Here is a 7,056-nt window from a genome sequence, read left to right as displayed (position 1 = left end):
CCCCGTGATCATTGTTTCGTCAACCACATAAAATGTGACACCTGCCCACTTTGCCGCGCCGCAAGGCCAAGCTATTGATCATACATGGACCTTGTCGTGATCGTAGCACTCGTGGCGGCGCTCTTCGCCGTCATCGGCCTGTCGGAACCCATTGCCGACCGGTTGCGCCTGCCTGCGACCGTTATTCTGGCCATGATGGGCATCGCCATCGCGACTGCGGCAACCCTGCTTCTGCACACCACGCTGACCGATGCATTCAACCCGCTGGCGCAGGCCATTCTGGCGCTGCCGATCCGGTCAAACCTGTTTCTCTATGTCTTCCTGCCCACGCTGATCTTTCAGGTCGCCCTGTCGATCGACTTCCGCCGCATGCTCGATGACTGGGTACCGATCCTTGTGCTCTCGGTCGTGGCGGTGGTGGTGGCCACGCTGGCCGTTGGCTATGCGCTTTACCCGCTGGCCGGGATGTCGCTGATGGCCTGCCTGCTGATCGGCGCCATCGTCTCCACCACCGACCCTTCGGCGGTGGTCAGCATCTTCCGCGCAACCCCTGCCCCGCAGCGGCTGGCGCGGATCGTCGAGGGGGAAAGCCTGCTCAACGATGCTGCCGCCATCGCGCTTTTCGGTCTGTTCTTTGCCTATGTCGCCTTCGGCATCCCCACCCCACAGCCCGCAGACCTGCTGTTCCATTTCCCCTGGCTGGTGCTGGGCGGGGCGTTTATCGGCTGGGCGGCGGCACGGCTGGCGCTGACCGGGCTGGCGCAACTGGGCGACCATCCGCTGGGGCAGGTCTCGGTCTCGGTGGCGCTGCCCTATCTGGTCTATGTGCTGGCCGAGGCGGTGCTCAATGTCTCAGGGGTGATCGCCGTGGTCACGGCGGGGCTGACGCTGAACTATCTGGCGCCCGGCAAGCTGTCGCCGCCCTCGATGACCAAACTGCGCGACACCTGGGATCTGCTGGGATACTGGGCCAGCGGCATGATCTTCGTGCTCGCCGCGCTGCTGATCCCGCGGCTTCTGGCCAATCTGCGGCCCTTCGATCTGGTTCTGATTGCGGTGACGGTGGTGGCCGCGCTGCTGGCCCGCGCGCTGATTCTCTTCGCGCTCTTTCCGCTTCTGACCAAGCTGCGGGCCTCTCCGAAGGTCGAGGCGCCCTACCGGCTTGCCATCATGTGGGGAGGGCTGCGCGGGGCGGTGACCCTTGCGCTGGCGCTGGCCGTGACCGAAAGCTTCCGCGTTTCGCCTGATATCAAGCGGCAGGTCGGCATCATTGCCACGGGCTTTACCCTCTTCACGCTGCTGGTGCAGGGGACCACGCTCCGGCTGGTAATCGCGCGGCTGGGGCTGGACCGGCTGTCGCGGCTGGATGCGGCGCTGTCGGCGCAGGTGGTGGCCGTGGCGCTGCAATCGGTGCGTGAAAGCGTCACCGGCGCCGCCCGCGATCTGGGCCTTGCCCGCGAAACCCTGCGCGATGAGGTCAAGCGCTTTGCCGGACGGGTGGACCGTGCCGTGCAGATCGCCGACGAAGGCACCGGGCTGCAGGACCGTGACCGCATCACGCTGGGTCTGGTAGCGCTTGCCGGGCGTGAGCGCGACCTGCTTCTTGAGGGCTTCCGCGAACGCACGATCCCCGCCCGGCTGGCCGACCGCATGCTGATAGACGCCGACCGGCTGATCGAGGGCACGCGCAACGGCGGGCGCCTGGGGTATCTGAACACCGCACGGCGGCGGCTGCGTGCAACGCGCGGCCTGCGCATGGCCGAGTTCCTGCACAACCGGCTGCGGCTGTCAGCGCCCCTGTCCAGCCTCACCGCCGAACGGTTCGAGCAACTGGTGCGGCAGGTGCTGATTCTCAAAGAATTGCACGGCTTCATCGACACCCGCATCCGCCGCATCCATGGCAAGCGGGTGGCCGAGCTGCTGCATGACCTGCTGGAGCGGCGGCTGGAGGAAACCGAAAAGGGGCTGGACGGGCTGCGCCTTCAGTTCCCCGGCTATGCCGAACAGCTTGAGCGGCGCCTGATCCGGCAGATGGTTCTGGCGCAGGAAGAGCGTGAATATGCAGCGCTGGTGGATGACGGGCTGATCGGGCCGGAGCTGCGGCAGGTGCTGATGGCAGATATCCACGAGCGCCGCACCCGCCTTGCCCTGCGCCCGACACTGGATCTGGCGGTGCAGAAGACCGAGCTGGTACGCCAGTTCCCCCTTTTCGCCGATATGGACGAGGGGCAGCGCAAGCATCTCGCGGCGCAGTTGCGCACCGTCTATGCCGCGCCGGGCGAGGTGCTGATGCGCCGGGGCGATACGCCGCGCCGGGTATGGTTCATCGCCTCGGGTGCGGTAGAGCTGTCGCGCGCCAGTCAGGTCGTGCGGCTGGGCCGGGGTGAGATGTTCGGCCATCTGGCGCTGCTGCGGCGCAGCGCGCGGCGCGGGCAGATCAGCGCCATCACCCATTGCACCCTGCTCACGCTGGACGAATCGCGGTTTCTGGCGCTGTTGCGGCGCAATGCGGCGCTGCGTCAGGCGGTGCAGGAAAGCGCCGAAAAACGCGGCGTGGCGATTGACCTGTCAGAGGTTTAGGGCCGCTGTTGCGGCCTCTCCCCCCGCTGCGCCTTCAGACGCCGTCATACACCGACCGTCACCGGCCCGAACCGCTCGCGTAGCGATGCATTGATGCGCGGTGGCACAAATTTGCTGACATCGCCGCCCAGCCGCGCGATCTCTTTCACCAGCCGCGAGGCGATCGCCTGATAGCGCGCCTCGGCCATCAGGAACACCGTCTCGATCGAGGAATCGAGCACGCGGTTCATGCCGACCATCTGGTATTCATATTCAAAATCCGCCACCGCGCGCAGCCCGCGAATGATCATCGCCGCCCCCACATCGCGCGCGCAGTCGATCAGCAGGTTCTCGAACGGATGCACCACGATTTCGGTGCCGGTGCGCACGCTCAGCGCCTCGCATTCCGCCTCGATCATCGCCACCCGTTCTTCCAGCGAAAAGAACGGGCCCTTGTCGCGGTTGATCGCCACGCCGATCACCAGCCGGTCCACCAGCACCGTCGCGCGGCTGATGATGTCCATATGTCCCAGCGTCAGCGGGTCGAATGTTCCGGGATAAAGCCCGATGCGCATGGTGATCTCCTTGGTGGTCGGCGGTGGTCATGACAGCCCCTCGGGCAGGCGCCACGCAACAATATTGCCCCCCGGGATGCAAGGAAAGAATTTCCCGCATGACGCGCGGCCTGTCCTGTTTTCTGTCCGGAAATATCCTCGGGGGTGAATGGCCGCAGGCCAGAGGGGGTGGAAAACCCCCTGCCCGGCCTGCCCCGGGCGCAGCGCTGGCAAGGCTCAGTGCCCCATGATCATCCCGGTCAGCGCGTCTTTCTCAAGCTGCAGCTCGCTCAGCCGCGCGGCGACCACATCGCCGATCGAGATCAGGCCGATCATCTGGTTGCCCTCCATCACCGGCATATGGCGAAAACGCCGGGTCGTCATGGTTTCCAGCACCTGATCGGCACTGTCCCCCGGCGCGCAGCCGTAAATGGCGCGGGTCATCATCGCCGTTACCTTTTCATCCAGACAATCGGTGCCCCGTTTGCCCAGTTCGCGCACGATATCGCGTTCAGACAGGATTCCCTTGACCACCTTGCCATCCGCCGAGACGACGAGCGCGCCGATGCGCCGCGCGGCCAGCAGTTCGACCGCTTCGCGCACCGTCGCATCCGGTGCGATGGTCACCACACCGCCCGCCTTTGCCTTGAGAATCTGGTTTACCAGCATGATGGCCTCCCGTCGCTGTCAGATGCCAAGCGTCGGCCAGTGCCGGGCATCTGTCAAGAACCTTGACCTCCGGCGCCCCCGCCCCGCGCGGGTCCACGCCGCTATGCCCCGATTGAATGCGTGGGCGCGGCCTGCTAGACTTTTTGTGACGCATAATCCGTGCGCCGGGCAGAGATCAGCAGGAATCATGAATATCCGAACCGCATTGCGCCCAAAGGGCGTCGCATTGGCTGGAGCACTGGTCGCAGCGCTCGCCGCAACCGCCTCCCCCGCCACCGCCCAGACGATCGAATTTCAGGGCAGCGCGATTGTCCATGATTTTGCCCCGGCCTGTCAGGATGCGGGCTGGTATGCGGCGTCGCAGGCGTTTTTCATGCGCTATTACCCGGCCAATCTGGGCGATAACCCCAACAGCGCCTCGTTCTCGTTCAACCAGTCGCTGGGGGCGATGGGCTTCCGTCAGCCCGATGGTGAGATGGACCGCACCTTCCGCCCGGTCGAAGGCTCGGCGATCTTTGGCAGTTCCTGGAACTTCGGCAATGCCCGCGCGCGTTTCAACCGGCAGGTGCCCGCAACGCTGAGTGCCACCACGACGGGGCCGGTGCGGGTGACCGGGCAGATCCGCAATTTCGGCGGCGCGCAGCGTTGCGATGTGCGGTTCGAGGCGGTGCTGATCCGCATTCCCTGAAACGGCCCCTCTCAGCCCGCCACATCCGTCGCCGCATCCACCGCCCGCTCAAGCCGCGCCACCTCACGCCGCAGCCCGGCCACAAGCGCACGGGCGAAGCGTTCCAGCCGGGGAACGCGGCGGTCATCGGCGTGGCGGATCAGGTGAAAGGCGCGGGTCAGGCTGTATTCCGCCGTCAGCACCCGCCGCACACCGGGCGCGAAGGGCAGCGCGAAATCATGCACCACGCCCAGCCCCGCGCCCTGCCGGATCAGATTAAGCTGCACCGAGACCGAGTTGGAAGCCAGGGGCGGCGCATCCACCCCCAGATCGCCCAGATAATCCAGCTCGCGGTCAAAGATCATGTCAGGGATATAGCCGATCAGCCGGTGCGTGGGCAGATCGGCCAGCCCCTCCAGCACCGGCGCGCTGCTCAGATAGGGGGCGGCGGCAGCCAGATGCAGGCGGTAATCGGTGATTTTCTGCACGATCACCCGGCCCGATTCCGGCTTGCTGACGGCGACAACCATATCCGCCTCACGCCGGGTCAGGCTGAAGACACGCGGCAGCGCAACGATCTGCACCTCCAGCCCCGGATTGCCCGCGCAGATCGCCGCCACCACCTGCGGCAGCAGGTAGTTGGCGCAGCCATCGGGCGCGCCAATGCGGATCTGCCCGGTGATGCCCGCGCTGGCCCCGGCCACCGCATCGCGGGCGGTTTCCATGGTCGATTCCATGCTTTGCGCATGGTTCAGCAACCGCGCCCCCTCATCGCTCAGGGCATAGCCCTGCGGTGATTTGGCAAACAGCCGCACCCCCAGCGCCTCTTCCAGCCGCGCCACGCGCCGCCCCACCGTGGCCGGATCAAGCTTGAGAACCCGCCCCGCCCGGCTGAGGCTTTCGCCCCGCGCCACGGCAAGGAAAACGCGCAGATCATCCCAGTCAGCCATCACCCTGCCTTTGCAAAAATGCAAAACCCCTTTTGAGAAACTGCCCCTGTTCAGGACAATTTTGCAAGGCTATTGTACGCGCAGCATATTCAGGAGGATACCATGAGAGAAATCGGTCACTGGATCGACGGCAAACTGGTCGCGGGCACTTCGGGCCGCTTCGCCGATGTCTTCAACCCCGCCACCGGCGAGGTGCAGGCGCGCGTGGCACTGGCCTCAAAAGCGGAACTGGACGCCGCCGTGGCCTCAGCCGCCAAGGCGCAGGTCGCCTGGGGCGCGACCAATCCGCAAAAGCGCGGGCGGGTCATGATGGCGCTGGTGGGCCTGATCAACCGCGATATGGACAAGCTGGCCGAAGCGCTGTCGAGCGAGCATGGCAAGACCTTCCCCGATGCCAAGGGCGATATCCAGCGCGGGCTTGAGGTGATCGAGTTCTGCATCGGCGCGCCGCATCTGCTGAAGGGCGATTTCACCGATTCCGCCGGGCCGGGCATCGACATGTATTCGATGCGCCAGCCTTTGGGCGTGGCCGCTGGCATCACCCCGTTCAACTTTCCCGCCATGATCCCGCTGTGGAAAATGGGCCCGGCGCTGGCCTCGGGCAATGCGTTCATTCTGAAGCCAAGCGAGCGTGACCCCTCGGTGCCGCTGATGCTGGCGCAACTGTGTCAGGAAGCCGGGCTGCCCGATGGCGTGTTGCAGGTGATCAACGGCGACAAGGAATCGGTCGATGCGATCCTTGATAACGAGATCATTCAGGCGGTGGGCTTCGTCGGCTCCACCCCGATCGCGCAGTATATCTACAGCCGCTCCACCGCGAACGGCAAACGCTGCCAGTGCTTTGGCGGCGCCAAGAACCACATGATCATCATGCCCGATGCCGATATGGATCAGGCCGCCGATGCGCTGGTCGGTGCCGGTTTCGGCGCGGCGGGCGAGCGCTGCATGGCAATCTCGGTCGCGGTGCCGGTCGGCGAAGGCACGGCTGAAGCCCTGCGTGAGCGGCTGATCCCCAAGATCGAAAAGCTGAAGGTCGGCCCCTGGACCGGCGGCAATGATGTCGATTTCGGCCCGGTGGTGACGGCAGCGGCCAAGGAAAACATCCTGCGGCTGGTGGAAACCGGCGTGGCGCAGGGTGCGGAGCTGGTGGTCGACGGCCGCAACTTCAGCCTTCAGGGCTATGAGGGCGGGTTCTTTGTTGGCGCGCATCTGTTCGACCATGTGACGCCGGATATGGACATCTACACCACCGAAATCTTCGGCCCCGTCCTGTCGATGGTCCGCGCGAAGGACTACGAAGAGGCGATCAATCTGGCGCTTGACCACGAATACGGCAACGGCACCGCGATCTTTACCCGCGACGGCGACACCGCGCGCGATTTCGCCAACCGCATCAATATCGGCATGGTCGGTATCAACGTGCCGATCCCGGTGCCGCTGGCCTATCACACCTTTGGCGGCTGGAAGAAATCCGGCTTCGGTGACCTGAATCAGCACGGGCCCGATGCCTTCCGGTTCTACACCCGCACCAAGACGGTGACCGCGCGCTGGCCGAGCGGGATGAAGGAAGGCGTGGCGCTGAACTTCAAGGCCATGGACTGACCTGAGGTTGCAGGAGGGGGGCGTTGCCCCCCTCTTCGGCTGCGCCGAATCCACC

Annotated in this window: 6 protein-coding genes; 3 read left to right on the top strand and 3 right to left on the bottom strand. The window is 65.3% G+C overall.

The features are described 5' to 3' along the window. Positions 1-84: 84 nt before the first annotated feature. A complete protein-coding gene (locus V7Q53_RS22640) occupies positions 85-2,580 on the top strand; it encodes a cation:proton antiporter (protein WP_333831222.1) in 2,496 nt (831 codons plus the stop codon). A gap of 44 nt (positions 2,581-2,624) precedes the next feature. Here the strand turns inward: V7Q53_RS22640 and coaD are convergent, their stop codons facing one another. Further along, a complete protein-coding gene (coaD, locus tag V7Q53_RS22635; RefSeq protein WP_333831220.1) occupies positions 2,625-3,134 on the bottom strand; it encodes a pantetheine-phosphate adenylyltransferase in 510 nt (169 codons plus the stop codon). Positions 3,135-3,350: 216 nt separating this feature from the next. Next, complete coding sequence (locus V7Q53_RS22630) at positions 3,351-3,782, bottom strand: CBS domain-containing protein (RefSeq protein WP_333831219.1); 432 nt, start codon at positions 3,780-3,782, stop codon at positions 3,351-3,353. 187 nt (positions 3,783-3,969) lie between these two features. Between V7Q53_RS22630 and V7Q53_RS22625 the strand changes: the two genes are divergently transcribed. Then, entirely contained in the window at positions 3,970-4,470 is a 501-nt protein-coding gene (locus V7Q53_RS22625; RefSeq protein ID WP_333831218.1) for a hypothetical protein, read from the top strand. Positions 4,471-4,481: 11 nt separating this feature from the next. Here the strand turns inward: V7Q53_RS22625 and V7Q53_RS22620 are convergent, their stop codons facing one another. Further along, positions 4,482-5,399, bottom strand: a complete 918-nt coding sequence (locus V7Q53_RS22620; protein ID WP_333831217.1) for a LysR family transcriptional regulator — start codon at positions 5,397-5,399, stop codon at positions 4,482-4,484. A 102-nt stretch (positions 5,400-5,501) separates the two neighbouring features. Between V7Q53_RS22620 and V7Q53_RS22615 the strand changes: the two genes are divergently transcribed. Next, positions 5,502-7,001 (top strand): CoA-acylating methylmalonate-semialdehyde dehydrogenase, encoded by a 1,500-nt coding sequence (locus V7Q53_RS22615; RefSeq protein ID WP_333831216.1) that lies wholly within the window; start codon positions 5,502-5,504, stop codon positions 6,999-7,001. Positions 7,002-7,056 lie beyond the last annotated feature (55 nt).

The sequence above is a fragment of the Pararhodobacter sp. genome (assembly GCF_036802785.1).
Lineage (GTDB): Bacteria > Pseudomonadota > Alphaproteobacteria > Rhodobacterales > Rhodobacteraceae > Pararhodobacter.
Note: the sequence above shows the minus strand (reverse complement) of the source record. Positions and strands in the feature narration are given on the sequence as shown.

What these genes read in the sequence shown, in the direction of transcription:
- V7Q53_RS22640 (WP_333831222.1), top strand. Translation starts at nt 85, where the DNA reads ATGGACCTTGTCGTGATCGTAGCACTCGTGGCGGCGCTCTTCGCCGTC.
- coaD (WP_333831220.1), bottom strand. Translation starts at nt 3,134, where the DNA reads ATGCGCATCGGGCTTTATCCCGGAACATTCGACCCGCTGACGCTGGGA.
- V7Q53_RS22630 (WP_333831219.1), bottom strand. Translation starts at nt 3,782, where the DNA reads ATGCTGGTAAACCAGATTCTCAAGGCAAAGGCGGGCGGTGTGGTGACC.
- V7Q53_RS22625 (WP_333831218.1), top strand. Translation starts at nt 3,970, where the DNA reads ATGAATATCCGAACCGCATTGCGCCCAAAGGGCGTCGCATTGGCTGGA.
- V7Q53_RS22620 (WP_333831217.1), bottom strand. Translation starts at nt 5,399, where the DNA reads ATGGCTGACTGGGATGATCTGCGCGTTTTCCTTGCCGTGGCGCGGGGC.
- V7Q53_RS22615 (WP_333831216.1), top strand. Translation starts at nt 5,502, where the DNA reads ATGAGAGAAATCGGTCACTGGATCGACGGCAAACTGGTCGCGGGCACT.